General features: G+C 39.9%; 23 protein-coding genes and 2 pseudogenes. 19 read left to right on the top strand and 6 right to left on the bottom strand.

Features of this window, described 5'->3' with window-relative positions; translation table 11 throughout:
* The first annotated feature begins 164 nt into the window (after window positions 1–164).
* From FSB73_RS05770 to arsB, 6 genes are all read left to right on the top strand, one after another.
* Complete coding sequence (locus tag FSB73_RS05770; RefSeq protein WP_146780529.1) at window positions 165–875, top strand: hypothetical protein; 711 nt, start codon at window positions 165–167, stop codon at window positions 873–875.
* Window positions 872–4,417: a T9SS type A sorting domain-containing protein gene (locus FSB73_RS05765; RefSeq protein WP_146780528.1), complete on the top strand. Its 3,546-nt coding sequence runs from the start codon at window positions 872–874 to the stop codon at window positions 4,415–4,417. The genes FSB73_RS05770 and FSB73_RS05765 overlap by 4 nt, the downstream gene beginning before the upstream one ends.
* A gap of 589 nt (window positions 4,418–5,006) precedes the next feature.
* A complete protein-coding gene (locus FSB73_RS05760) occupies window positions 5,007–5,342 on the top strand; it encodes an ArsR/SmtB family transcription factor (protein ID WP_146780527.1) in 336 nt (111 codons plus the stop codon).
* Window positions 5,343–5,404: 62 nt separating this feature from the next.
* Window positions 5,405–5,851: an arsenate reductase ArsC gene (locus FSB73_RS05755; protein ID WP_146780526.1), complete on the top strand. Its 447-nt coding sequence runs from the start codon at window positions 5,405–5,407 to the stop codon at window positions 5,849–5,851.
* 33 nt (window positions 5,852–5,884) lie between these two features.
* Window positions 5,885–6,349 (top strand): DUF6428 family protein, encoded by a 465-nt coding sequence (locus FSB73_RS05750; RefSeq protein WP_146780525.1) that lies wholly within the window; start codon window positions 5,885–5,887, stop codon window positions 6,347–6,349.
* 41 nt (window positions 6,350–6,390) lie between these two features.
* The gene (gene arsB / locus FSB73_RS05745; RefSeq protein ID WP_146780524.1) at window positions 6,391–7,488 is read left to right on the top strand and encodes an ACR3 family arsenite efflux transporter; all 1,098 of its coding nucleotides are present in this window, start codon (window positions 6,391–6,393) and stop codon (window positions 7,486–7,488) included.
* 36 nt (window positions 7,489–7,524) lie between these two features.
* Here the strand turns inward: arsB and FSB73_RS05740 are convergent.
* Both FSB73_RS05740 and FSB73_RS05730 read right to left on the bottom strand, forming a co-directional pair.
* Window positions 7,525–8,810: pseudogene (locus tag FSB73_RS05740) on the bottom strand (lysine N(6)-hydroxylase/L-ornithine N(5)-oxygenase family protein).
* A gap of 689 nt (window positions 8,811–9,499) precedes the next feature.
* On the bottom strand, window positions 9,500–10,132 hold the full coding sequence (locus tag FSB73_RS05730) for a GNAT family N-acetyltransferase (RefSeq protein WP_146780521.1): 633 nt from the start codon (window positions 10,130–10,132) through the stop codon (window positions 9,500–9,502).
* Between the two features lie 449 nt (window positions 10,133–10,581).
* Here FSB73_RS05730 and FSB73_RS05725 point away from each other — a divergent pair, with 449 nt between their 5' ends.
* The 11 genes and pseudogenes from FSB73_RS05725 to FSB73_RS05680 all read left to right on the top strand — a co-directional run bounded on the left by FSB73_RS05725 (window position 10,582) and on the right by FSB73_RS05680 (window position 20,135).
* Entirely contained in the window at window positions 10,582–11,616 is a 1,035-nt protein-coding gene (locus FSB73_RS05725) for a helix-turn-helix domain-containing protein (RefSeq protein WP_146780520.1), read from the top strand.
* Window positions 11,617–11,765: 149 nt separating this feature from the next.
* On the top strand, window positions 11,766–12,068 hold the full coding sequence (locus tag FSB73_RS24260) for a hypothetical protein (RefSeq protein WP_225974529.1): 303 nt from the start codon (window positions 11,766–11,768) through the stop codon (window positions 12,066–12,068).
* 71 nt (window positions 12,069–12,139) lie between these two features.
* Window positions 12,140–12,976 (top strand): glycoside hydrolase family protein, encoded by an 837-nt coding sequence (locus FSB73_RS05720; RefSeq protein WP_225974528.1) that lies wholly within the window; start codon window positions 12,140–12,142, stop codon window positions 12,974–12,976.
* Between the two features lie 258 nt (window positions 12,977–13,234).
* Window positions 13,235–14,490 (top strand): annotated as a pseudogene (locus FSB73_RS27445) (DUF2264 domain-containing protein).
* A 191-nt stretch (window positions 14,491–14,681) separates the two neighbouring features.
* Window positions 14,682–15,086, top strand: coding sequence for an Rrf2 family transcriptional regulator (locus FSB73_RS05710; RefSeq protein ID WP_146780519.1), 405 nt, complete (start codon window positions 14,682–14,684; stop codon window positions 15,084–15,086).
* 170 nt (window positions 15,087–15,256) lie between these two features.
* Window positions 15,257–15,895 carry an NAD(P)-dependent oxidoreductase gene (locus FSB73_RS05705; RefSeq protein ID WP_146780518.1) on the top strand — a complete coding sequence of 213 codons (639 nt, stop codon included), beginning with the start codon at window positions 15,257–15,259 and terminating at the stop codon, window positions 15,893–15,895.
* 448 nt (window positions 15,896–16,343) lie between these two features.
* On the top strand, window positions 16,344–16,871 hold the full coding sequence (locus tag FSB73_RS05700; RefSeq protein ID WP_146780517.1) for a DUF2059 domain-containing protein: 528 nt from the start codon (window positions 16,344–16,346) through the stop codon (window positions 16,869–16,871).
* A gap of 163 nt (window positions 16,872–17,034) precedes the next feature.
* A complete protein-coding gene (locus tag FSB73_RS05695) occupies window positions 17,035–17,571 on the top strand; it encodes a DUF2059 domain-containing protein (protein WP_158639429.1) in 537 nt (178 codons plus the stop codon).
* A 61-nt stretch (window positions 17,572–17,632) separates the two neighbouring features.
* Window positions 17,633–18,232 carry a methylated-DNA--[protein]-cysteine S-methyltransferase gene (locus FSB73_RS05690; RefSeq protein ID WP_146780515.1) on the top strand — a complete coding sequence of 200 codons (600 nt, stop codon included), beginning with the start codon at window positions 17,633–17,635 and terminating at the stop codon, window positions 18,230–18,232.
* A 562-nt stretch (window positions 18,233–18,794) separates the two neighbouring features.
* On the top strand, window positions 18,795–19,043 hold the full coding sequence (locus tag FSB73_RS05685) for a hypothetical protein (protein ID WP_146780514.1): 249 nt from the start codon (window positions 18,795–18,797) through the stop codon (window positions 19,041–19,043).
* 285 nt (window positions 19,044–19,328) lie between these two features.
* Complete coding sequence (locus FSB73_RS05680) at window positions 19,329–20,135, top strand: copper resistance protein NlpE N-terminal domain-containing protein (RefSeq protein ID WP_146780513.1); 807 nt, start codon at window positions 19,329–19,331, stop codon at window positions 20,133–20,135.
* 46 nt (window positions 20,136–20,181) lie between these two features.
* Here FSB73_RS05680 and FSB73_RS05675 read toward each other — a convergent pair whose 3' ends face one another.
* The gene (locus FSB73_RS05675) at window positions 20,182–20,427 is read right to left on the bottom strand and encodes a hypothetical protein (protein ID WP_146780512.1); all 246 of its coding nucleotides are present in this window, start codon (window positions 20,425–20,427) and stop codon (window positions 20,182–20,184) included.
* 218 nt (window positions 20,428–20,645) lie between these two features.
* On the opposite strand from FSB73_RS05675, the gene FSB73_RS05670 reads away from it, so the two are divergent.
* Window positions 20,646–21,077, top strand: a complete 432-nt coding sequence (locus FSB73_RS05670; RefSeq protein WP_146780511.1) for a hypothetical protein — start codon at window positions 20,646–20,648, stop codon at window positions 21,075–21,077.
* Window positions 21,078–21,571: 494 nt separating this feature from the next.
* Here FSB73_RS05670 and FSB73_RS05665 read toward each other — a convergent pair whose 3' ends face one another.
* Both FSB73_RS05665 and FSB73_RS26355 read right to left on the bottom strand, forming a co-directional pair.
* Window positions 21,572–22,144, bottom strand: coding sequence for an NUDIX hydrolase (locus FSB73_RS05665; protein ID WP_225974527.1), 573 nt, complete (start codon window positions 22,142–22,144; stop codon window positions 21,572–21,574).
* On the bottom strand, window positions 22,144–22,275 hold the full coding sequence (locus tag FSB73_RS26355; protein WP_262712510.1) for an NUDIX hydrolase: 132 nt from the start codon (window positions 22,273–22,275) through the stop codon (window positions 22,144–22,146). Before FSB73_RS26355 ends, FSB73_RS05665 begins: the two co-directional genes overlap by 1 nt.
* Window positions 22,276–22,582: 307 nt before the next feature.
* Here FSB73_RS26355 and FSB73_RS05660 point away from each other — a divergent pair, with 307 nt between their 5' ends.
* Window positions 22,583–23,719: an aldose epimerase family protein gene (locus FSB73_RS05660; RefSeq protein ID WP_146780510.1), complete on the top strand. Its 1,137-nt coding sequence runs from the start codon at window positions 22,583–22,585 to the stop codon at window positions 23,717–23,719.
* A 191-nt stretch (window positions 23,720–23,910) separates the two neighbouring features.
* Here FSB73_RS05660 and FSB73_RS05655 read toward each other — a convergent pair whose 3' ends face one another.
* Window positions 23,911–25,500 carry a RagB/SusD family nutrient uptake outer membrane protein gene (locus FSB73_RS05655; RefSeq protein WP_146780509.1) on the bottom strand — a complete coding sequence of 530 codons (1,590 nt, stop codon included), beginning with the start codon at window positions 25,498–25,500 and terminating at the stop codon, window positions 23,911–23,913.
* Between the last annotated feature and the right edge of the window lie 3 nt (window positions 25,501–25,503).

The raw sequence follows: 25,503 nt of genomic DNA, 5'->3' as shown, positions 1-25,503 counted from the left end.
CTTATTCTATGCTGCTGATAGTTAGTTAAATATAACTTGCTGCGAATATTTTAGTGCTTTTCTTCTATAAAAATTTACGATAAGCACCCTAATATTTTTGATGCACCCTTCTATTCATTTTAATTAAAAAATCTCATGAAAAACATTTACTTTTATTTTTAAGTTTGCTGCTCATTACTGCAGGAAGCCTGCAAGCTGCCGACTACTATTGGGTTGATGGTGGCGGTAATTGGAGTGACATTAATCATTGGCGCCTGGGCAGTGTTACAGGTGAAACGCCAAGCATTGTCCCTTCCTCGCTGGATAACGTTTATTTTACGGCATCAAGTGGCTTTGGGACAACGGCCGCCCAACGCACAGTTGTTTTAGATGCAAATGGCTTTTGTCATTCTATGACGTGGGTGGATGTGGAAAATAAGCCCATTTTTAACAGCACTAACTCTAGCTATGCAGTGGCTGTGTCTGGTGATCTCTCTTTATCCGCTGATGTTACCTATAATATAAAGGTTATTTTTAAAGGTGCAACAGAAAATACTATTAAGACCAACGGTGCGGTTTTGGGCTACATGGCCATAGACGTGGATAAGCCCGGTGGCAAATTGACCTTGCTTGACAGTTTAGTATTCAATACCACAAACCGGACTAATAATCTGGCCTTAACCGCAGGAACATTGGATGTGTCTGGTAAGCATCTGGCAATGGTTCAGTTTAATAGTGCCAATGACAATATCAGAAATCTAAACATTAGTGACGCGGCCATTGATTTTAATTACAGATGGGATTATAGAGGCGCCAATAAAACCTTGATTGCAGACCAGTCAGACGTGAATATAGGTTCCTATCTGATCGTCGATGGGGGATTTATCATAATGTGACCTGTGGCGGGCTTAGCAGTAACGTATTCTCAGTCAATAATACTACTTTTTCCTCCTTAACCTTTACAAACACAAGTACAGCTTCCTTTGCACAGGTGGGCAAAACTAATATAGTAGACAGTTTAATTTTTAAAGGAAGAGGCCGCATTTATGATAACAATAAGATTAATCATGTCATTTTTGAACAAGAGGGCTTGGTGCTGGGAGCTAATAACACCATCCAGTACATGAAAAATAATGGTAATTTAAGCATCACTAAAGGCCCCCAAATCATAGACAGCCTGCTTCTTGCTCCAAATAAAGCATCTAGTTTTGCAGGTGTATTGACAATCTCTAAGTATTTGGAAGCCTCTGGCATGTCCTGTGAAGCGTTTACTGAGTTGACGGGAGATACAACCAGTTTTCAACTAATTTTTGGTCCGGAAGCGACCGCCAGCATTAACAATGTATTTCTTACGGGCATACGTGCTTCTGGCCCCATAACCCCTTTAACGGTTACTGGCATAGATGGAGAGGGAAACGAAGGTTTTTCTTTTAATCCACCTGCTTCCAGTGGTGCGGCTACCTATTATTGGGTTGGAGGTGCAGGAGACTGGAACGATAAGGCCCACTGGAGCCAGACAAGCGGGGGTACTGGAGATGGCTGTATTCCTTTTATTAATGACGAAGTGGTATTTGATAGCAACAGTGGATTTACAGCCGGCAATAATACTGTTAGCACCTCCGGAAATGTTTATTGCCATAACATGAGTTGGATGCCGGGCGTAGGTGCGGCTGTATTTGAGGAGTCCGCTCAGCAAAAATGTCTGGTTTATGGTTCTGTTATTTTGGCACCTTCAGTTACCATGAATGCAACATTAGAGCTCTCAGGTACAGAGGCGGTGAGTGCTACCATCAATGGCTCCACGGCAGGTGCATTGCAATTTTATGTTAAGAAAACAGATGCCGGGCAATTAAAAGTCATGGACGATTGGACAAATTCTGAGGGTTCCATTGAATTGGTGGATGGTACGGTAGATCTTAGCGAAAGAAATATTTCCATAGCAGCCATTAACAGTACGCAGACCTACCCAGCGCGGCACATTGATATTACCAATGCAAGGATTCATGTGAGTAACGCCTGGCGGTTTACCGGACTTTATAAATATATAGAGTCAGCTGGGTCGGTCATCACTTCTGATTATATATTCGTCACTAATGGGTTAAATTACCCGGTAGTTAATCTAACCTATGGTGGCACATATAATGCATTTAATATCTCATCTACTAGCTTTGGCGCTCTCACCTTTACAGATCCAGGAACGACAAGTAAAGCAAGTATTAATGGAGGTAATACCATAAGAAGACTGGAATTTAAAGGAGCAGGAAGCGTGGCAGGAGGCACCAATACGATCGACTCTCTCATTCTTGGTGCTTCCCGTAATTATACCTTTAATGGAACAAATGCAGTAAATAAATATATGAGGGCCTCTTCTGTTTCCTGTACCGGTTTGTCAGAACTGAGGGGTAACCCAACGGGCACCTTGGCTTTTGATCCAGCTGCGGAGGTAGAGATTTCTAATGTATATTTGATGAATATGGCTGCCACGGGTCAAACACCTTCCTTTACCGGGGCAGACGCTGGCGGTAATACAGGTTGGACGATTAATAGCGCCGCAGGTAGTGCTCGATATTGGGTCGGTGGCGCTGGCGACTGGAATAATGCAGCGCACTGGAGTATTACCAGTGGGGGGGTACCTGGTGCCTGTATCCCTACAGTCTACGACGACGTTATTTTTGATGCGGCCAGTGGATTTACTTCAGGAAATAATACGGTGACTATAACCAATGGCAATGCCTATTGCCATAACATGGACTGGGCAGCTGTAACTGGAGCGCCGACTTTTACCAAAGATGCGGCCTGGAACATGGAAGTCTGGGGCGAAAATTTAAAATTAAGTGGGGATGCGACCTTCAATGTTTCGCCTTTAATCTTAAAAGGAAATTCAAACACGTTTATATCCGGTTTTGTTAAAGGAAATTTTGATATAAATATTGATAAACAAGGCGGCAGTTTGACCCTAGACAATGATTACAGTAATACCGCCACTGATATATATGTAATCAATGGCATTTTTAATGCCATGAATAAACAAATAACAGTTGGTAGAATAGACAATTCTGCACTCAGCAATGCGATGAGTCTTAATATTTCTGGTTCTGTAATCAACACCAATTATTGGCGTTATTCAGGAGACTCCACATCGCATACACTGGACGCCTCTAATACAAAGATTTCCACACCTGTTTTCATTGTAAACGCAATGCAATATGACACGGTTAATGTTAGCGGTACTTTATCTACGCATGCACAGCTAAGTGGGGCACAAATAAATAAATTAACATTTACAGATACGGATGGAGCATCGAATATAGGGATTAACGGTGCCGCCAATCAGATTGGGACGCTTACTTTTAAAGGTGGAGGAGCCATTTATGGTACCGCCAATGTGATAGATACCCTTATATTTTTTCCAGGCAGTAGTTATACATTTAAAGCCGCAACCAACACTACGATTAATAATGCATGGTATGGCAGTGGTACGCCATGTAAGCTGACTGAAATTAAAACCGATGGGGGAGCTAATGCAATCATTACCAGATCCACGGGTGTTACTGATTTTGATTATATAAGAGTGAAAGGAATCACTGCGGTAGGTATCGCTCCATTTAAGGCAGAGGCCCACAGTATTGATTTAGGGGGCAATAATGGCTGGGAAATTGCCCCATATGATGGCGTAAAACCGATTAACGGATTGGGCCCAGACCGTGCGATTCCTAAAGCTGATTTTCCATATACGCTGCACACGGACGGCTTTTTCGGCACCCCACTGGCGCAGTATCATTGGGGTGATGGCAGTATGCTGGATAGCCTGGTCATCACCGATACCGGCACCTATCATGTTGAGGTTAAATTTGAGGATAATTGTAGCGCCTTAGACGATGTCCATATTACCTATGATCTTCCACTGCCGGTGGGGTTGAGCAACTTTGACGTGAAAATTATAAATTGCACCCCTATACTTAGTTGGACAACAAGTCAGCAGCTCAATTATGATGCGTTTGAGGTTCAGCGAAACCAGGACGGCCTACCTTTTGTAACCATCGCTAAAGTTGCCTCTTCTCTGCAGAAAAATGACTATACCTATACAGATAATAGTGCACTTGGTAAAAGCAATTACAATTATCGCTTAAAATTGGTCACCCATAAAAATAGTGAGCCGGTCTTTTCCAAAGTGAAAACAGCTAAAATGGATTGCGTGGTAGCGCGCATCAGGCTTTATCCTAATCCTACGAGTGGAATAGTTTATGTTACTCTTCCATCCGACTTTAATCAGGTAAAGATTAATGTTTATTCCGCGTCAGGACATCATGTCAATGCAGCCACAAAAATTAAGGGTAAAAATAGCACAGTTAATTTAAGCCATCTGGCTGCAGGAGTCTATTTTATTGAGGTCTTAAACAATGGTCATGGCCAGAAATTTAAAGTAATCAAAAATTAAGATGGAGATTCTGGGATGTAAAATTTGGAAAAACATTTAATCCAGATAATACGAGGCCAATAAATGGTTAATCACTATTTGATTATCTTTTTATTGGCCTCTTTTTTTATGATAGTCCTAATGGGAAAAGTCGAAACATTTTTTCACTACCGTACTATCTGGTGTTGCAAAAAAGGATTAAAGGTTTTATTACGATGCTATCTGTAAAATTCAAAAACCAGTCTTACTTATTTCTTTATCCCAAAATCTTATATTTGATATTTGACTGTAGGTTTAACTTATAATGGCCACAGGGTAATAGCTAGCATGGTGAAGAAATTTTCGGATTTGTTTTCTTTTATCCAATAATATTTATAACCTTTAAAAATATAACTACTGGAGCGTTTTCATAGCCTTTGTCGGGACATTGACTTAGGAGACACACGCACAACCCTTTAAAGGTAGATACAAAAAAAATACTGTAATATAGAAAGCCTAAATAGGCAACCCACTGAAATCAAAGTTTTGTTAAATGGCGGGCCTTGTTTTTATAAGATTTTTGCTTTATCGTAATATTGCAATTAAGTATACAATTAAGTAAATAATTATTATGGGTGCCACAAAGACAGCATTATTTAGCAAAAAGCAAAATGAACTCGCTAGTATGGCTAAGGCAATAGCTCATCCGGCCCGGATTGCCATTTTACAGCAACTAGTAAGCGCGAATACCTGCATTTGCGGGGATTTAGTAGAAGAGTTAGGGCTAGCCCAGCCAACGATATCACAGCACCTGAAAGAATTAAAGCAGGCAGGTATCATTCAGGGGACTGTAGAAGGCACAAGTGTATGTTATTGTATTAACCCCTTGATTTGGAATAAATACCGTGCACTTTTCAATAGTTTTTTTGTAGCCGTAAAATCTTTGGATGCAGGAGGCTGTTGCTAATATTTTATTTTTTAGCTTAAATCAATCGTATTATTGCAATAAACAAATGAATTAAAATAAATATGACAAAGCGCAAAATACTTTTTGTATGCATTCATAACAGTGCAAGAAGTCAGATGGCGGCGGCGTTTTTAAATGAAACCGGCAAAGATTTTTTTTCAGCACAAAGTGCAGGCCTGGAACCTGGAATACTCAACCCTTATGTCGTAGCTGTGATGGCAGAAGCGGGCATAGATATCAGCGACAGTCAAACAAAGGCAGTATCGGCGCTCCTTGGAAGCAAAGATCCATTTGACGCGGTTATTACGGTCTGTGACGCTGCTAGCTCAGCGCGCTGCCCTGTTTTTCCAGGACGTACAAAGCGTATTGCCTGGTTTTTTCCCGATCCATCAGGTTTTAAAGGCACTAAGGAGGAAATCCTTGAGCAAACCCGTAAAGTAAGAGACCTTATAAGAGCACAAGTAATACAATTTGTCAAGCAAGCAGCTGACACCAAGTTTTGGGCATAAACCTAATTCTATTCACTATAAAAAATTCATATAATGAAACTTTCAAAGATCAAACAATATTTAAGTACTGTTGAAACGGTAAATTTTATATTACCAGATGGGAGCTATGTACCCGAGCATTTTCATGTTACCGAAATTGGTGCTGTAACAAAGGATTTTATTGATTGCGGTGGAAAGCAGAGGAGGGAGCAGCGCGTTAATTTCCAGCTCTGGGATGCAAATGATTATGAACACCGGTTGAAACCTCAAAAACTACTTCATATCATTGCCCTTGCTGAAAATAGATTGGGCATAGAAGACCAGGAAATAGAGGTAGAATATCAAGGAAATACGATCTGCAAATATGGACTGGATTTTAATGGCAAGGATTTTATGTTGACAATAAAGCAGACTGCCTGCCTGGCCGAGGACAGGTGCGGTGTGCCAAAGCAAAAAATCAAACTCTCCGAACTGGGTCAAAAAGAAAATTGCTGCTCGCCTGCTGATGGCTGTTGTTAACCAATTATTAGAATACATAGAACACAAAGAATACATAGATAATGTCCGCAAATAACTGTGCGCCCTTGCATCAGCGAAAAAGGTTAAGCTTTCTGGATAAGTACTTGCCCCTATGGATACTACTTGCGATGTTAATAGGGGTATCCATCGGGTATTTTGTACCATCCTCTGCTGCGTTTATTAATTCGTTTTCTTCCAAAACGACCAATATACCGCTGGCAATCGGCTTGATTTTAATGATGTATCCACCGCTGGCCAAAGTTCGCTATGAACAGATTGGCAAAGTATTTCAGCAAAGAAAAGTACTTGGCGCTTCCTTACTGCTCAATTGGGTTATTGGACCCATCTTAATGTTTTTGCTCGCTTTACTTTTCTTACGACATCATCCGGCATATATGACCGGCTTAATCCTTATTGGCCTGGCCAGGTGCATTGCAATGGTGATCGTATGGAATGAACTGGCTGAAGGTAACAGGGAATACGCCGCCGGGCTTGTGGCACTCAACAGTATTTTTCAGGTACTACTTTATAGCGTTTATGCATATGTATTTATTACCGTGTTGCCGCCACTGTTTGGTCTTAAAGGATTGGAAGTGCCTATTCATATGGGTGCTATCACCCAGAGCGTTGCTATATATTTAGGAATTCCATTTTTGGCGGGTGCGCTCAGTCGTTACTTCTTAATAAAAATAAAGGGGGCAAAGTGGTACCAGCAGAAATTTATCCCAGCGGTTTCACCCATCACATTAATTGCCCTACTATTTACCATTATTATCATGTTCAGCATAAAAGGTAGGATGATTGTGCAGATTCCTTTCGATGTTCTACTTATTGCAATCCCTTTGACCATCTATTTTGCGATTATGTTTGTTGTTAGTTTTTTTACGGGCAAAAAACTAGGGGCAGATTACAGCCAAAATGCGGCGATAGCCTTTACAGCTGCCGGCAATAATTTTGAGCTCGCAATTGCCGTATCCATAGGCGTATTTGGTATTAATTCAGGGGAAGCGTTCGCTGGGGTAATTGGCCCCCTGGTGGAAGTGCCAGCCCTAATAGCACTCGTTAAAGTAGCTTTTATGTTGCGTAATAGATTTTATAAAGATAGGCACCCCCTGGCTTCAAACAGAGAGTGCCTTTAAAAAAGATAGCCAAAGCAGGAAAACTCTTATCCTATGTTAGCTCATACCAACACCGGGACCCGCGAACCCCTGGAAGGGCACATTTTCCTCTATGGAAAAATGTGCTCTGCCCAAAATCGTATTTAAGATAACGGCGTTTCGGTATGGCCCCATACCCAAATCTGGCGTGTTATAACCGTGTGTATGCATTTCAGCATTTTGGACAAAAATGGTAGCATCCCGATCGATATGATAATCCGCCGCTACGTCAAAGCGTCCATTACTGGTCCATTGTATCCGATTCATAAGCGGATGCAAAAACCGAGGCGTATTATACCTGTAACCAGTAGCCAGAATCAAGTGCATCGTCTTATGATCAAAGGTTCGGCCAGTTTCCTGGTGGACAAACTGGCAATTTAGCCAGTTATCCGCCTTATTAACCTGTGTAAGTGCGCAGTTGGGGAATAAATACGGCTGTTTTACAGTAGCGCTATCCAAGTCTCTTTCATAGAGTTTATCATAAATGGAAGAGACCAGCTCTTGATTGATCCCCTTATATAAAGCAGATTGCTCTTTTAGAACACGCTCTTTTGTTGAACCATCTAAATGGTAAAAATGCCTGATATAATCAGGAGAAGTCATTTCCAGTGCAAACTTGGAATAATCCATCGGAAAAAACCGGGGAGATCTGGTAAACCAAAAAGGCCTTTTGCCATCATCTAGTAAATCATCAAAAATCTCTGCAGCACTTTGCCCCGAACCAATAATGGTAATACGCTGACTGTCAAGCAGCGCTGCCTTATGGTATTTGTACTGACCCGAATGAATCACTCCCTTTAAGTCCTTATCAACTGAGGATGGGATATAAGGCGCTGTGCCGATGCCTATTACCAAACGCTTACATTTAAAAATGACACTATGGCCAAAAGGTAGTTTCATACAATACACAACATAATAGCCTTTTGCCGTGTTATAGACTATATCCATACAACGCAGATGAAAGCGCAGATTGGTGAGCTGCCCCGCGACCCAGTTACAATAGTCATTATATTCGCTTCTAAGCGGAAAGTATTCCTCCCGGATGGTAAATCTGAAAAGCCTTTTTTCGCCTGTAAATAGGAAAGAAAGCTGTATTTGTTACGCGGATCTGCCAGCGTGACCAGATCTGCATGAAAAGGCACTTGAAGCTTAGTGCCTTTAAGCATCATGCCCTGGTGCCAGTTGAAACTTTCGTTTTGGTCAATAAAAAGACTATTAATGGAGGTATTTGTCTGGATAAGTGCTGCCAGACCTAAATTAAAAGGGCCGATGCCAATACCGATAACATCATATATCGTATCCATGATTTTTATTTTAATAATTGATAGAAATAAACGATGGGGTATACATTATAACAGACACGACCTGTTTAGTACCTGAATATAAATAAAGATTCAGCGAAAGGCAATAAACGGTCAGGACCCCTAGCTAGGTAGAGATCTTCCTGTTATAAGCGGCAATAAACTGTACGCATTACAGCGGTCTTAAGCTATCCGGCCTAAAATTTATGCTGCTTCATGAAGTAACAGGTTTATGCTTTCACATAAATACTGGTGCATACACTGGCCTTAGCAAAGTACAGGCACGCTGTCATCACGTACGTCTATTGCGCAAAAAAAAATAATAAATTATTTGAAAGAAGGCCGGCCAAAGAAATAACACAACAACCTGACAATTTTTATCAACGACTGGAGAATATATTATAGGAGATTCAATCAATTCGGCTACTTAATTGGGTTAATTAGTTCAACTGTTTAGTTCAACTATTTAATCGAATGAATCAAGCAGGTGATTTAATCCAATGATGGCCAGATTCCAACCTATGGATATATTCAGCATCAATATAAAGCTGACCTGGGGTGCCTCAAAATGGTTGATCGTGTCGCCGGCAAAGGCTTGGCGCCGTCAATGAACAAACAAGAGGTGTAAAAAAGCTTTCATAAAGTAACCGTTAATTGTAGAAGATATTAATCATTCAAAAAACCAAAATGCATTAGCATTTAAAATCTTCCTTATTTATGTGGAAGAGCGCTGCCGTTTTATCAGTCAAAACCACTTCTCGTAAATAGGTTAGCCCTGCCATTCTTGCCAGGTGACAAGCCTTGTGGTTTTCTTTATCCGGTTCAGCGTAAATATTCACCGCTTTAGCTGTGTTAAAAAGATGGCCCAAGGCTTGAATAAGCGTAAAAAAGGAAATAGACCTTTTGAATTCCCTAAACTCCTCCGCTATTTTTCTTGGGGGTGCCATTAAAAAGTGAATACCATAATCCAGATCAGTGGCCTGTTGAATATGAGGTTCCAGTTCACTACCTATAATAGGATAGGCTTCTGTAAACGCCAAAGGCTTGCCGTCCAGGAAAAACATCGTGTGCTGGACACCAGGGACCATCATTCTTTGTTGATAATAGGCCATAAACTGTTCATAACTACCGGCCATATCCCAGAATTTAGCACTATAAGGCTTGTTACACCATTTGTGTAAGGTTGTGCCATGCTTTTTTAAATCAAAGCGCTGATAGGAAAGCACGCCTTTCCCGTTTAACCGTCCCAGGATAGGTTGCTTTTCACTTTCCTGCTCACTAGCGGGCTCAAAGCAACTCAACCGGATTTTAAATAAATTTTCCATTTTTCTGAATTTTTAAATGAATGAATAAATAGTTATTGTTCTGCATGGATGCAAAACTTTGACGGCGGCAATGTACAATTCCAAAATTTAAAAACCGGACTATTTTGGACGCAAATAAAAAATAAATGGGCTGCTTAACAAAGTACGGGTTTATGTAATTATGAAAGCATACTGGTAAGAGATTCTCAAGATGCGACAACAAATTCGTTGAATCATCTAAGAAGCCAGATATTTGCTTTGTAATTAATATCCATGCGATTTATTAAAGATGATATATTGCTTTATCAAGACGCACCTATCTGTTTATGGTGCGTGGGGGCCCTTATACGCATAGGTGCCTGTCTTATCTATTGACGCGTCCTGTTTTACAGTTCAGGTGAATTTTATTGCCTATATAACGAAAGGCATATAACAGATAATCAGTTTTTAATAACGTCAACAGATAAGTAATGAATGATTTAGCGCTATTTGATTTTAATAATGATAAAGACTATCACAGCTCCTGGGTGCAGCAAATGCCGGATTCATATAAAGGGTTGATTTTGCCCGGTAGTTATGTAAGAGGAATTGAGGGAGTTTTTGGCCATATGCTCTTTCAATGCAGACCCTATAAGCGTCTGGCACTCTGGTATAATAGTTATAGTGTGCAGCGCAGACTGAAAACCCATGCCCGTCTGGAAAGACCTATTATAGAAATGAGTCTGGTACTAGACCAGGAGTTGGAATTTACATTAAGTCCTTTCAAGACTATAAAACCCAAAAGCTGGCAATTTAATATTCTATATACGCCTTACATGGATAACAAAACCCAGTTTGAGTCATTTGCAAAATTCATGACCCTTGATATTCATTTTGATTTGAGTATATTAGAAATGCTGTTTGAGGATTTTCCAGACCAGATAGGGCCATTACTGGACAGTGTATATAATAACAAACCAATGCTCTATTTTACCGATTATTTATATGCCAGTCCGGCAATGGTTTCATTAATTTTCCGCATCATAAATATAATCAAAAGTCCAGTGCAAAATGAAGCCTTAGTAGAATTTCTATCCTGTCGTTTATTGTTAGAAGGAATGAATATTAAAAAAGGTCACCGTTATTGCGCATTGCCATTTGACGTGGTGCTTGAGATGGAAGCCTTAATAGAATATGGTATTGGCCTGGCCATGGCTGATAAAATTAAGTACAAGGGAAATCCGTATTATGCGGCCAGATGTTTTATGTCCAATACCACCTTTAAAAAGTATGTTAAGTTATTTAAGGGCAGGAGTCTTAAAAGTATGTGGCAGGACGCCAGGTTGGAAAGGGCACTGGAATGCGTATTACACTCTGATGAACCAATTGAAAAAATAGCCCATCAGTTCGGTTTTGCCAGTCCGGCGCATTTTCGGACTATTTTTTTGAAGCGTTATGGCGATATGCCCATAAAACTAAGAAGAATGGCAAAGGGTTGCGCTCCCGGTGCGGTACTCAAAATGTAATGGACATGAAAAATGGCCAATACATAGGCGGAGGATTTCAGGGACTGATCAGCTATGGAAGCTGACATAATTGTGAATGGTACAATTAAGTAGATTTATGCTTATATTTGAGCAGCCTTAATTTTCAAGGATAAACATAAATCACCGTTATGCAAAGCCCATTAATAAATTGCAACAAAAAGTATATCGAGGTTATATTCAAAATTAGACGTATAGCTGGATTTAAAGGCTTCGCCCTGGTCATCTTTTTTATAGGGCTGTTTAGTAGTTTTGCCGTGAAGGCGCAAAATGCTGTTTTAAAGAACACTAAGGTAAAAGGCTACGGCTATTTATATTGCCATATGAGCCAAAAGGGAGAATACACTGCCTATGCCCTGAGTAAAGACGGCGTACATTTCCATGAATTACTGGGGGCGACCCCGTTTATGACCCGGCTAAAGTTTCCAAAATAGAAGGTGGCAGTAGAGATGCTTATATTGCCAGATCTGGGGATACAAAACAATATGTAATGGTGGTGACCGATATGAGCAATCACAAAAGCCACAGTTGGTATAACTACGGCATAGATTTATTAAAGAGCAAGGATCTGATACACTGGACCTCGGTCAGTTTTGATTTTAGAAAAGGACCGGGCATCTTTTGTGATCCAGCTTCCCCTGACTTTTATAAAGACTACAGTGCTATTTGCAGGGTATGGGCCCCGCAGGTGATATGGGATCCAAATTATCAATGGACCGACGGACAAAAAGGCGGCTATATGATTTACTACTCCCTGCTCAATAGCAAAGAAGATCATTATGACAGAATCTTCTATTCCTATGCCGATGCCAGCTTCACAAAACTAACGAAGCCGCGCCTATTGATTGATTGGGGATATGCGACCATTGATGCAGATATTCATTATGTACCTGCTGATAATAAATTTCACTTATTGATTAAAAAAGAAGGCGGCCAACCTGGAATATTTACCGCGACATCTGACCACCTGACGGGTAAGTACTCGTTACCAGATGAAAAGGACTATATCAATTTTGAGGGCAACCGTAAAGTAGAAGGCCCTTCTGCTTTTCAACTAATAGGAGATACTGCCTGGCAAGTAGCCTATGTAGAATATTCGACCAGACCAATAAAATACAGGATCTGTCAGGCAGACCGCTACCTGACACATTTTCAACACCCAAAAGATATCGAAGGAGACGTAAGTTCAACAGCACAGCACGGCTCTTTTTTAATACTCAATAAAAAAGAATATAAAAGACTGGAACGCTGGTCTGAAAATTATCAGAAACAAAAGCGCGTAAAGGCTGAAAAAAAGAGTGATTTCAGGGTGATTAGTGCCCAAAGAACGCACAAAACATGAATTTGCTTAAATGGTGCACATGCTATATTTTTGAAAACGTCCTTGTGCGATTTATTTATATACGAATTGATTCAACTACCCGGGGCATAGACAGCAATTACTGGCTTTAAATAATAAAGTGAAGGCAGAAGTTAAAAGTTGTACAATCAGTTTATCAAAAGCAGGTCTTATGACCATTGACGTCGAATTCGTTACTTTAAAATTGATCGGCCTTGATCGACTGAATTTGATTCTTCCAACCAATTAATATATTGATTTATGCAACAAATCAAAGGTAAGTTTTTAGTTAAACAACAATTAATCATCGCATTTTTGCCATTCCTATTGGTCTGCCTTGGCATCACGACTGCATTTGCACACAGTTCCAAAGACGGGCAGAAAGAGCGTAAATATCTGGTGAGCAGTCTGGTTAAAATTGCAGACCCGGTATTAACTGCCCTAAGCCAAAATAAATTAGCCGCCACGATGCCGGTAGAATCAGTGGCAAAAGGGCGGGAGCAATACACATATCTGGAAGCCTTTGGTCGACTGTTAGCCGGAATGGCGCCCTGGCTGGAGCTGGGACCTGATCAGACAAAAGAAGGGAAGCTGAGAGAAAAATATATTTTGCTGGCACGCAAGTGCCTGCATAATGCGACGGATCCAAAGAGCGCAGATTATATGAATTTTAATAAAGGTGGACAACCAGTTGTGGATGCAGCCTTTTTAGTACAAGCCTTGCTGCGCGCTCCCCATCAGCTCTGGGATCCACTAGACGAGCAAACAAAAACCAACATTCTTAATGCCCTTAAAGCAACAAGAGTCATTACCCCTGGCAACAATAACTGGTTACTTTTCAGTGCTATGGTAGAGGCCGCTGTATTAAAGTTCACGGGTACCTGCGAGATGGCCCCATTCAAAAGGCAATTGATTCCCACTTAAAATGGTATGTAGGCGATGGTACATATGGCGATGGGCCTAATTATCACTGGGACTACTATAATTCTTATGTGATTCAGCCCATGTTTCTGGAAGTATTACATGAACTTATTTTGGCAGGAGTAGATAAAGAAAAGAATGAAAAAATATATGCTTTGGTACGCAAAAGAGCGGTCCGCTATGCGTATATACAAGAATCATTGATTTCTCCGGAAGGGACTTATCCACCGCTCGGTCGTTCACTGGCCTATAGATTTGGAGCCTTTCAGCTGCTTTCAAAAATGGCACTTATGCAAGCGCTACCCAAAGACGTGCAGCCTCAGGAAGTTCGCGCTGCCTTATACACCGTTATCAAAAGACAATTATCCTTTAAAGGAACCTTTGATAAAAACGGATGGTTGCAAATAGGCATGGTGGGCCATCAAAGAAATATCGCTCAAGGATATATCTCAACCGGAAGTCTATATCTATCTTCAGAAGCATTTTTAATTTTAGGACTGGCGCCCCAAAACCCACTCTGGCAAGGGGAGGATCAAGATTGGATAGGAAAAAAGGTCTGGGAAGGCCAAGATGTCTCTATTCATCATTCCATTTAAACAAGCACCAAAACCTTCCTTAATTTGTTTATAATCAATAATAAACAAGTTAAGGAAGAAACCCTCATGGAAAAGCCATCCACCTGGTAAAGCTAAAATGCTCAAAAAAAATGGTCTACTTAAAAAATTTCCATTGCCTTTGTTCTGTAATAAAAAGGTTACAGTTAAATTTTAATATTAATGGCGATTTAATGAACGGTAAATTCCCCATAGCGATACATATAATGACCTTACTTTGTTATCAGGCAGAGCAGTTGTCCTCCGATTTTATCGCAGGCAGCCTGAATGTGAATTCAGTGTTGGTAAGAAAGGCGTTGAAGGAATTAATCGCCGGCGGACTTGTCATAAGTAAAGAAGGCAAAAATGGTGGGTATCAGTTAAGTCGTCCGGCAACGGATATTCAGTTATCTGAAATATACAGATCCGTTCAACAAAACGCCCTGCTGGGCACCACCCGGAATCTACCAAATCCTGATTGTCCTGTTGGCAGGCAAATTGCCGGTCAATTGGACCAGCTTTATCAGGAGGTAGACGCAGCGCTTCAAAAAAAACTGGCTCAGAAAAGTTTACAGACCTTTTGTAATCAATTTCAATAATCTGGCCTTCCATTAATTATTTTAATTATTAAAAGGATGTTCGCAAAACTGTAATGAAATATGTTACATTTAATGAAGGCAAATAGGAGGTCTCGTATTTTTTTTATGTTACTAGCAAGGGTATAAATTAAAATTATCATTATAATAATCTTAAAATAAAAAATAAAATCATGAAAGTAGTCATTATTGGCGCCACAGGCTTTGTAGGCAAAGCCATTGTAAAAGAAGCCAGCAAAAGAGGACACAGCATAACCGCCGTCGCAAGAGATACAAGTAAAGTTGATACACTAGCAGGCGTAAAAGCAGTAGCGGCAGATGTATACAATACGCAAGAGTTAACCAATGTACTCAAAGGAAATGACGCCGTTATCAGTGCCTTTAACCCGGGCTGGAAAAACCCAGAGATTTACAGTGATTTTCTAAAAGGTTCCGATGCCATACAGTCAGCAACCAAGGCGTCATCAGTAAAAAGGCTGCTCGTAATTGGAGGTGCAGGGAGTCTTTTTATTGATGGAAAACAACTTGTGGACAGCCCTGAGTTTCCAGGTGAGTGGAAGGCAGGGGCCACTGCGGCCAGAGATTATCTGACCAGTCTGCAAAAGGAAAAGCAACTGGACTGGACTTTTTTAAGCCCCGCCATTGAACTCGTACCTGGTAGCAGAACGGGCGAGTTTAGATTAGGTCTGGAAAACCCTGTTTTTGACCCAGAAGGGAAAAGTAAGATCTCCGTGGAAGACCTAGCTGTTGCCGTCATAAACGAAATTGAAAATCCACAGCATATCCAAAAGAGATTTACACTAGGATATTGAGTCTTATCTAAGTATTGAATTTATCCATATAGGATAAGCACGAAATTAAAATCACAATTACAATTATAAGATAAAAGGGCCGCCTGTATACCCTAAGTAATAAGGCGGCCCTTCCTTTGTGCTATAAGTACGCACATCTTTCAAAACTTTTGGCAAACCATCAAATCAAAGCAAAAAAATTATCATCAAAACCGGTTAACATGCAAAAAAAGCGACAGGCCGGCAAAATATGAGGGAACCGGGTAACAGATTAAGCCAAGACCTGTCGATGTTGAAAAACCATTCTGAGAACAAAGATGCATTGATAATGAGATAATTGTTTATCAATTTGGGAAAACAATTGTCGGAAAATGGAAAAATCAAAAAAAGATCATGATGACCAAGGAATTGATTGCCAAATCATTGAAATTGCAGATTTTCTGTTATTTTTGAATAAATTAATTCTACTATGAGAAAATTTATTCTGGGATTCTTACTGGCCTGCACCTCCATAACTTGCTTTCAGCCACCAGCAAAGGCTCAACAAAATGACAGCATTGCCCCTGAGAAAAAAGAGGCTATCTTGGAACTGTTGGAAGTTACAGGTGCAAAGCAGAATCTGGAGGTAATGGCAAGTGCCATGCGTGAAAATCTCAAAACACAGATTCCTGATATTACCGAACCTATTTTACAGGAAGTCAATAATGCGCTAAATTATGATTCCCTGGCATACATTATTATTCCCATCTATGCCAAACATTGGTCAACGCAGGATTTGAAGGATATGGTAGCCTTTTACAGGAGTCCACTGGGAATGCGGATGATGAAAGAAATGCCGGCCATTTTAAAGGAATCCATGGCTGCCAGTATGCAGCGTGGAAAAGATCTTGGCGCAAGACTCTATGAGAAAGTTCAACAATTGAAGCAAGCCCAGCAAGATAGCCTGCCATCAAAAAACGAGGTGGAGGAAAAACAGCCCCTTAGTGATGATATCTAGCCAGCGTTAACCATGCAAAAAAGAACACGCATGAAAAACAGTGGACTGACCATCTGCCAGCAGTAGCCAGCGCTAAGCATGATTACACATAGCCCTATAATTTTCAAGGATTAATACTTGCATATTCGTTTATCTAAGCAATACAAATCAACAGATGAGAAAAGTGAATCCAATATCTTTCAGGTGCCTGGCACTAAGTTTTATCTTAATTGTCAGTTCACTTTGTTTTTCAAAAATTTATGCACAGGCGACAAATGCCATGGTTTCAGATAGCAAGCAAGCATTTACGGCTGAAAAGGAGTATAAACGAGCCTTAAAACAACTGTTGACATGCACAGGTAGCAAGGAGGGGCTGGATCAGGTCGGACAGCAAGCAGTTGGATATTACCATTCAAAATATCCAATGCTGTCAGATTCGTTTTTGGTGCAAATTGACCGGTCGCTCAGCATTGATTCACTAATCACCAGATTTATGCCGTTATATAGCAGGCATTTTACCCTTTCAGAGATTAAAGGATTAATCACTTTTTACAATACAGCCCTGGGAAAGAAAATAATGCATGAAATGCCATTATTGATGCAGGAAAAGGCGGCAGTGACTGAAAATCTTTACCAGTCCATTCAGCAAAGAGTAGAGCAACAAGTGGCTAATCAAAGCAATGCTGCGAATGGAAAACAAGAAAATAACCAGGATAAATAAAAAATAGCGACAAAATAGCTACATTTGAAAATTACTAGCCGCCACCCAATTCCTCGCAATAATGGAAAATATAAATACAAATACAACCACAGCCGTTAATAATACAACCACCTCTGGTATTTGTGTATGCAGAATTGAAACACCGCTGGGCACCATGGTGGCGGCTGCCACTGAAAAGGGATTGGCCTTATTGGAATTTGGCAGTTTGGAGCAAATCAAAAAAGATCTGCGTGTCATCGAAAAAAGTGTCGGGCAGGACCATAAGGTTCAACAACATTCCATTCATCATCCCATTTTACAACAGACGATAAGAGAATTGGACGCCTATTTCACTGGTCAATTAAAGATATTTACTGTACCCTTGGACTTTGATCATTTAGGCAATGAATTTGCCAGATCCGTCTGGCAGACCCTTTTAAAAATTCCTTATGGCAGCACATGGACCTATAAGCAACAAGCCGATATTATGAATAATCCTTTGGCTATCAGAGCCATTGCGTCAGCCAATGGCCGTAATCCCATTGCCGTCATCGTACCTTGTCACAGGGTTATTGGCAGTAATGGCAGTCTGACAGGCTATGCGGGAGGCGTTGAAAAAAAGAGATGGTTATTAATAATGGAGAAAAACAATAGCCCGGTACAAGCTGGTCGGTTATTTTAGTCGTTAGTTCGTATCTGATTGTGTATTATTTTGTTATGATTTTAAACTGTCCTAAGCTTAGCTGCCCTGTGAAAAGATCAAGAAAATAGCTGGATTTTTGTTGAAAAATGGGGGTAAATACCTAATCAGGGTACTTATGTTTATCCATCTGAACCCCAGAAGGTCATATAAAAATAGTTTATTAACCTGGAGAATACCTGAAACTGTATAAGTGATATATTTATTTAATTTATTAATGACTGATAATAAATAAATAGAAGGATATTCTAGTTGAAAACCGTGAGCAAAAATGAAAAGGAAAGACTCAACATTTTCAAAATACACGATTTTATGGTTAATCGCAGGATATTTCCTGTTGTGGGCTGTCGCATTTGCGTGGCTCGCGGGCTTTTTGCGCTTCCTATAGCCTTTACGCTACATTAAATTTTCCTTTATTGCTGAAATTAATTTTGGGTTCCCAAACAAATGCCTTAACTTCGGTTAGCGAACGAGGTATATAATTTGTTTAGAATCCACTACTGCCTATAGGATTGATAATTATGTATCTGCAAAACTAATAAGCATGAAACTACTGTACTATTATCTCCAAATCCTGCTACCAGTGGCACTCATGGTCTATTTGTACGATTGTGCATTGTATGAAACAACCTTAATTTCAATTTTAATCTATGTGCTAATATACCGCCCATTGGTAGATGGTCACAGATTGATCCGACTTAGGCAATTACCCAAAAAAGACCTGTGGAAAATGTTTATTCCTTTTTATGGTGCCAAGTACTTTGGCGCCCTGTATTTTGGGGTTTTGACCTAAATAATTGATGCCAGCTAAAGGCTCGTCTCACAAGGCCTTCACATAAGCTTTGAATTTCATCAAAGGTAGCAATTTATGCGCTTATCGATTCTGGATAGGACTGCATAGCCATGTATTTAGGCCGCTGCAAGTGCCTTTTGCGGTCAGTTGTACACTTAAGCTATTGATTTTCTGCGTGTTTATTTCATCGTTATGGTAGCGTTTCAATAATCAGGTACGTTCCATTTGGTATGTGCTTTGCAGGTAACCATATACATAACTCCCTAAAAATTAAACGCACAACAAATGAAAAAAATAAAAATAATTGTAAAAGGTTGCCTTTTTTTATTCTTATTGATAAGCTTTACCCTGTTGTATACAAGCTGTAAAAGCACCGGCAAAACACAAAATAGCCCTGAATCAACCCTCAGCAATGCGCATAATAGCAGAAATTCCCTGGATTGGGCTGGTGTTTATAGCGCAAAATTACCGTGTGCAGATTGCAGCGGGATAGATGCCATAATAACCTTGAATTCAGATGGAACCTATAAAAGGCAATACAGGTATGAAGGAAAGAGCGATTCCATTTATACTGAGACAGGTAAAATTTCCTGGGATAAAAATGGTTCAATAATCAATTTGGCAGCTGAAGGTCAACCGCAAAACTACAAAGTAATAGAAAATGGCTTGCAACAATTAGACGGTTCAGGCAAGCCTATATCAGGAGCAACAGCCAGTAGCTATCAGTTCAAAAAAATAGAACAAAATAAAATTGAAGAAAAATATTGGAAACTGACACAGCTAAGGGGCCAAAACATTAGTTTCTCCGGCAAAAAAGAGCCCTATATGATCTTAAAATCAGCTGATAGCAGCGTACGTGGCTTTGCAGGATGCAATGGATTTGGGGGACATTTTGAGCTTTTACCAGGTAACCGTGTACATTTCTCTAAAATTATTTCTACCATGATGGCCTGTTCTGATCTTGCTCTGGAAAAGCAGTTTATGCAAGTATTGCAAACAGCAGATAATTACAGTCAACACGGTGATACACTTTATCTGAATAAAGCCAGAATGGCGCCTTTGGCTCAGTTTGTGGCGGTTTATTTCAATTAGGCAATTGAATGCCAATAAATAGGAGAATAAGTCCGGTCTGCATATGCTAGACCGGACTTATTAGTTCTATATCCAAAATATGATAAACATCTCCAGATACCCTGCTCTCTGCGGTCTGAACATGAAGTTTTAAGGTTACCGGACTACCCAACAGATCAATTTCCAGGGTCTCTCCATCCTGATAAATATTGCCCGCTGCAATATGTTCATTTACTTTGGCCTCCAGGATTGCTTGCTGCTCCGGATGGCTCTCCCAATAAGGGTGCTGGTTGATATTAATTATTTGTTCCATGGTCAGTTGTTTAACCAAAATTAAACCATTATCCGCAGATTTTTATTTGAACTTGTCCTTTATTATAACATTCACTATAGTAGTGGAGAGGAGATGCAATGTTAATGATGCGGCAATTTAAATACCTTGCGAATTTCTGAATGAAATACAATAACTTATGTTAACTTTGAAATAAGATCTTTTAGCTAATTTTGGTTTAATTATAAACCCTGCCTATTATGAGACACTTAAATTTTTTGTTTCTCGCTATTTTTATAGTGCTTTGTCTATATTCTTGTAAGAAAGGCAGTAATCCTAGCCCTTCTGAAATCTTAAAATCCCCTGTTGGAACATGGGTACTGACAAAAAGAGGTGTTCAAGCTGGTGATGGCACGAAAGTAAATTGGCAGTGGACCGATGTTACACCAATGGAAGCCTATAAAGTAACTTTTGGAGAAAATAATAACTTTGTTTCATATGAGAAAAAGCCACCAATTAATGGTTCTTTTTCTTTTTCGAATGATTCTATTCAGGTGTTTTTACCAGAAGATGGTTTACCTAAGGGAAGGATTATGAAAGGCGAACTAAAGAATAACATAATAACGCTCCGTTTTTTATTGGGTGCTGACGGAGCGTCTGGGCTGCAATTTCGATTTATTAACCAAAATTAATAACAATTGAAAAAAAGTATTTCCTTTTTTCTGATTTTGATATTAGGACAAACTTTTCAAAGCCATATTCGGAATGGATATATCTAAACTTCAGAAATTATAGAAGAATTAAAAACGCAATAATCATCAAAAGAGTACTTCGCATTTGCCTAATCTTGTCAAAACCAAATGTTTTAAGTTGTTTTTCCATAATACTGAGTTTTCAGATGGGTGGGGAAATAAAGGTGGTGCTGAATATACTAACACAGTGGTCTGCCAGATAAACTCTATTTATAATAGCGCGAACTTTTTTTCTTTATTGTTCGATTAACAAATTGGCAGTAAACAACATTGACTCTAACCTAATTGGTACAGGCTTATCAACCCTTCGTTAGCTTTAAACAAAAAGAGAGCTGCTATCAGTCTTGATGTATGGATGGTACTTTATGGCAATATAAATTAAAAAGCCCTGTAGAATATAATCTTACAGGGCTTTTAATAATTAAAACCAAAACTTACAATAAGGGACCAGGGTTTGGAATAAATTTCAAAAAGGAATGGAAGTTTTCGCTGTATTGCTTTTTGTTCAGCTTGTAATAAAAGGCACCCTTTTTAGAGGTAGACATATCTTTGTCCTTGAGTTTCATTAATAGTTCTGTAGATAATACTTTTCTGCTGAAGTTTCGCTTGTCAAAAGTGGTGTCATATACATCTTCATAGAGATTCTGCAATTGTGGCATGGTGAATTTTTCGGGCAGCAGTTCAAACAAAATCGGATGTAAAGAGGCTTTATAGCGAAGGCGGCTTTTTGCGAGTTCAATCATTTTGTCGTGGTCAAAAATAAGCTTAGGATACTTTTTAAGTGGGAACCACTCAGCTGAATAAGTATCACTTATTTTTTCTTTGTACTGGTTGATGTCAATCAGCGCAAAATAAGAGACGCTGATTGTCCTTTCTTCCGGATCCCTTTTGGGCTGACCAAAAGCCTTTAACTGTTCCAGATATACACCCTTTAATCCGGTTAATTGGTGTAAAATTCTTTGTGCTGCACCATCCAGGTCCTCTTTAGGTGCCACAAAACCACCCATCAATGACCATTTATCTTTTTAGGTTCAAAACCTCTTTTTATTAAAAGAAGATTCATATGTTCTCCGTCGAAGCCGAAAATAATACAATCCACGGCCACCAGATAATGTTCTTGTCCTTTGTATTGTGTCATAAAAATAACAGTTTGAATTTCGATTTAGTTTTCAACTAATAAATAAGAAAGGGTTATTATGTATAAAGATATAATATTCTATGTAATTCTATAATTGTTTTCTGAATGTTAAATGTTAAAGTTCCGCTTATTTTGAGTTGCAATGCATGGCAAAAATGGCCATTGGACCTTAAAAATCTATACAAGCTACATTTATTCAGAAAAAAGACAGAACTTTAAATCCATTAAAAAAAGGAGATATAAATTGTCATAAATACAATAAAGTTATTACTTTTAATGAATTTTTAATATTTAAAAAGCATATACGATGAATAGAAAATGGTCTTTTGGCTTTTGCGTATTGGCGCTTACCGTAGGTCTTGCTTCTTGTGGCGGGACAAGCCACAGGAAAGATAATAAGGACAGCAGTAAGGCTGCCGTCAAAGTAACTTCCTGGGGTTCTTATGAAGGCAATCCGGTTAACCTTTACCATTTAGATAATGGTCATGGGACACAAATGGCCATATCCAACTACGGAGGTACCATTACTTCTTGGAAATTCCCGGACAAAAATGCCGATACAGCAGAAATTATTGTTGGTTTTGACAGTCTCAGTGGTTATTTAGCCCATCCGCCTTATTTTGGCGCACTGATCGGTCGTTATGCCAACAGGATTGCGAAAGGCAGGTTTACACTTGATGGTAAGACCTATCAATTAGCCGTTAATGATGGCAACAATCATTTACATGGCGGTATTAAAGGTTTTGATAAGGTACTTTGGAAGGTGGAGGTTCCTGATAGCAGTAAAACAGCGTTGGTGTTGCATTATACTGCTAAAGACGGCGAAGAAGGTTATCCCGGCAATTTGGAAGTAACTGTTCGCTATGATCTAACCCAGGATAATAAATTGCACATTACCTATGATGCAACAACAGATAAACCAACACCCGTAAACCTGACCAATCATAGCTATTTTAACCTGTCCGGTAACCTGACAAGGACCATTTTAGATGAACAGCTTACCATCAATGCGCCGAACTATTCACCCGTAGTAGATCAGATACCTATTGGCATGCCTGTAAGCGTTAAAGGGACGCCTTTTGATTTTACAACGGCAACAGCCATTGGCGATAGAATAGACAAAGTGCCGGGAGGATATGATCATAACTGGGCGCTTGACACAACCCACGGGGCAGATAGGCCAGTCGCCACCATATATGATTCTATTTCTGGCAGACAGATGGATATCTATACCACCCAACCAGGATTACAGTTCTATTCCGGTAATTTCCTGGATGGCAGCATAACAGCCAGAGGACATAAAGTAGTTAAATATGATGGAATGGCGCTGGAAACACAGCACTTTCCCGATAGTCCTAATGAGCCCAAGTTTCCTAATACCATCTTAAGGCCGGGGGAACATTATCATGAGGAGACGACCTATGCCTTATCCATTAAAAAATAAGGCTTAAGGGCGAAGATGCTCGCTGACATCAAATATTTGCAGCAGGGCACATTGCACCACCTATAATTGCAACATAAAGCAATTCAAAATATAAATGCGCTGAATATGTATTACAAAATACAATTCAGCGCATTTTTTGTGGCTTAAAGTAGACCTTGTTTGATAGCTAGAACACAGCCGGGTATCGAATCTTAATAACCTGGATTTTGTTTAAGGTTGGAATTGGCGTTTAAAACACTCTCCGGAATACTGAACAAGGATCTGTAAGCACCCACTGGCTTATGCTGGAACCACATTTTAGTGGAATAAACACCAAAGCGTATCATATCTTGTCTTCTATGTGCCTCAGCTGCAAATTCCCAGCCTAGTTCATCAAAAAACCTTCCATACTTTATATCAGCACCTCCCTCATCAGTTGCGATTTTCCCATCCTTCACATAGCCATAATCATAGACACTACCTTTTAGTAAATCTGCACCGCTGAGCGTTGCTTTAGCCGGCTTGGATTTAAAATCTCTTTGCCTGACCTCGGTGACCAAAGCAGCAGCCTGATCAGCTTTGCCCGTTCTAAGCAAACATTCTGCCTTCATCATCAATACATCCGCATATCTAAATATGGGAAAATCATTACTAAGTGAACCCTTAGCTCCCATTTTGATTTCATACTTACCAATCGGATATCCATAATTAAAGGGATTACCGCCGGCCTGATCAATATTGATCAGCGAATCAATATAATCGATGGCCACATCACCTTCCGGTGTAATTTGCGGCCCAGAGATCCAGCTATCTGCCAGTCTGCTGTCATCCGGATCATAGGTATGTATAAATTGCGGCACAGCGCAGCTGCCACCCCAGGGTTGTGCCTGCAGGTTATACACCTTTTGGTCGGCAGGTTTTAGTGTCTTCATATGGATAATAAAACCTGGTGCTTTGGTCTCATCGTAAGGAACAGTGAAGATTAATTCCTTAGAGTTTTCATTTTCTGTTACAAAATTGGATTTATAATCAGGTTCCAGAATATAATTACCCGATCCAATTACTTTTTCACAGGCATCAATACATTTTTGCCACTGGGGCGTACCTGTGTACACCTCAGCGTTCAAATATATTTTTGCAAGCAGCGTGTATCCTGCCCACTGATTAAAACGGCCATAGGTTTTTGAGCTGACCTCTGCACTGAGCAGCGGAATATTTTCACTTAATTCGCCTATCAGAAAATCATACACTTCTTTGCGGGTACTTTGTTTTGGGAGTTCATCGCTGGTAAAGTCTGTCACAATAGGCACATTGCCAAAGTTGTCCATCAGTTCATAGTAACAAAAATCCCTGGCAACTTTCATTTCAGCGATAATAGCTTCCTTTCCTTCCGTTATGGGAAGTTCTCCGGACTCAATCTGACTAAGTACCCGATTGGCTGCATTAATGCCATTAAAGCAATTATACCATAATGCTTCTGGTTGACCTTCTGTTGGCGTCCATAAGTGCTGGTGCATGCGGATATAAGTGCCACCATCATACCAGCCATTGGGCCTGACAGGAGTTACAATAGCATCTGCACTTTCTTCCTGCAGGTCAAAGTTTCCGTACCAGTCTGCCCACATGGGTCTAAAGCTGATATAGACCGGGGCAATAATGGAGGCGATATCATTTTCAGTTGGATTAAAATTATCACTGATGATTTCTGAATAATCTTTTACATCTAACTTGGTGCAGTTCGTGCTGGTGGAAAGAATACTTGCCAGTAGCAAACTTTTATATAGAAAATTTAATGATTTCATACT

This window comes from Arachidicoccus ginsenosidivorans (assembly GCF_007971385.1).
In the GTDB taxonomy this organism is placed as follows: domain Bacteria; phylum Bacteroidota; class Bacteroidia; order Chitinophagales; family Chitinophagaceae; genus Arachidicoccus; species Arachidicoccus ginsenosidivorans.
This window is presented reverse-complemented; position numbering and strand designations above follow the sequence as displayed.

Coding starts and splice junctions, on each gene's coding strand:
- FSB73_RS24260 (WP_225974529.1), top strand. CDS start 11,766: ATGCAAAGCCCATTAATAAATTGCAACAAAAAGTATATCGAGGTTATA.
- FSB73_RS05710 (WP_146780519.1), top strand. CDS start 14,682: ATGAACGGTAAATTCCCCATAGCGATACATATAATGACCTTACTTTGT.
- FSB73_RS05675 (WP_146780512.1), bottom strand. CDS start 20,427: ATGGAACAAATAATTAATATCAACCAGCACCCTTATTGGGAGAGCCAT.
- arsB (WP_146780524.1), top strand. CDS start 6,391: ATGTCCGCAAATAACTGTGCGCCCTTGCATCAGCGAAAAAGGTTAAGC.
- FSB73_RS05690 (WP_146780515.1), top strand. CDS start 17,633: ATGGAAAATATAAATACAAATACAACCACAGCCGTTAATAATACAACC.
- FSB73_RS05725 (WP_146780520.1), top strand. CDS start 10,582: ATGAATGATTTAGCGCTATTTGATTTTAATAATGATAAAGACTATCAC.
- FSB73_RS05660 (WP_146780510.1), top strand. CDS start 22,583: ATGAATAGAAAATGGTCTTTTGGCTTTTGCGTATTGGCGCTTACCGTA.
- FSB73_RS05685 (WP_146780514.1), top strand. CDS start 18,795: ATGAAACTACTGTACTATTATCTCCAAATCCTGCTACCAGTGGCACTC.
- FSB73_RS05730 (WP_146780521.1), bottom strand. CDS start 10,132: ATGGAAAATTTATTTAAAATCCGGTTGAGTTGCTTTGAGCCCGCTAGT.
- FSB73_RS05760 (WP_146780527.1), top strand. CDS start 5,007: ATGGGTGCCACAAAGACAGCATTATTTAGCAAAAAGCAAAATGAACTC.
- FSB73_RS05755 (WP_146780526.1), top strand. CDS start 5,405: ATGACAAAGCGCAAAATACTTTTTGTATGCATTCATAACAGTGCAAGA.
- FSB73_RS05700 (WP_146780517.1), top strand. CDS start 16,344: ATGAGAAAATTTATTCTGGGATTCTTACTGGCCTGCACCTCCATAACT.
- FSB73_RS05665 (WP_225974527.1), bottom strand. CDS start 22,144: ATGGGTGGTTTTGTGGCACCTAAAGAGGACCTGGATGGTGCAGCACAA.
- FSB73_RS05670 (WP_146780511.1), top strand. CDS start 20,646: ATGAGACACTTAAATTTTTTGTTTCTCGCTATTTTTATAGTGCTTTGT.
- FSB73_RS05705 (WP_146780518.1), top strand. CDS start 15,257: ATGAAAGTAGTCATTATTGGCGCCACAGGCTTTGTAGGCAAAGCCATT.
- FSB73_RS26355 (WP_262712510.1), bottom strand. CDS start 22,275: ATGACACAATACAAAGGACAAGAACATTATCTGGTGGCCGTGGATTGT.
- FSB73_RS05680 (WP_146780513.1), top strand. CDS start 19,329: ATGAAAAAAATAAAAATAATTGTAAAAGGTTGCCTTTTTTTATTCTTA.
- FSB73_RS05720 (WP_225974528.1), top strand. CDS start 12,140: ATGAGCAATCACAAAAGCCACAGTTGGTATAACTACGGCATAGATTTA.
- FSB73_RS05655 (WP_146780509.1), bottom strand. CDS start 25,500: ATGAAATCATTAAATTTTCTATATAAAAGTTTGCTACTGGCAAGTATT.
- FSB73_RS05750 (WP_146780525.1), top strand. CDS start 5,885: ATGAAACTTTCAAAGATCAAACAATATTTAAGTACTGTTGAAACGGTA.